This is a genomic window from Robertmurraya sp. DFI.2.37 (assembly GCF_029211245.1).
In the GTDB taxonomy this organism is placed as follows: domain Bacteria; phylum Bacillota; class Bacilli; order Bacillales; family Cytobacillaceae; genus Robertmurraya; species Robertmurraya methanolica_A.
In genome coordinates this window covers 1-288 of record NZ_JARGEJ010000875.1, presented here as the reverse complement: position 1 = coordinate 288, position 288 = coordinate 1, and the positions used below count along the sequence as shown (strand labels likewise).

The following is a 288-nucleotide window of genomic DNA, read 5'->3' as shown; positions in this document are numbered from 1 at the left end:
CTAGAGGGCTGTTAGAAAAGCGACAGCTGACCATTCCCCTTAACCGCATCCAAGGGATCAGGATTAGTGAAAATTGGCTTAGACAGCCATTAGGCTATGCAAGTGTTTAAATTGAAAGTGCTGGCGGTTCAGTAGGAGATACGGAAGGTTCTTCAGCTAATATTCTTCCATTTATTAAAAAAGCGAGCATCCATGACATCATTGAAGAGAATATTCCAGGCTATATTGTCTCAAATGAAATAGCACCAGCACCAAGAAGGGCGTTAAAAAGGTATATCATCAGAGGAA

General features: G+C 41.3%; 1 protein-coding gene. It reads left to right on the top strand.

What is annotated here, in order from left to right; translation table 11 throughout:
- Nucleotides 1-8 precede the first annotated feature (8 nt).
- On the top strand, nucleotides 9-110 hold the full coding sequence (locus tag PZE06_RS28970) for a PH domain-containing protein (protein ID WP_275792532.1): 102 nt from the start codon (nucleotides 9-11) through the stop codon (nucleotides 108-110).
- Nucleotides 111-288 lie beyond the last annotated feature (178 nt).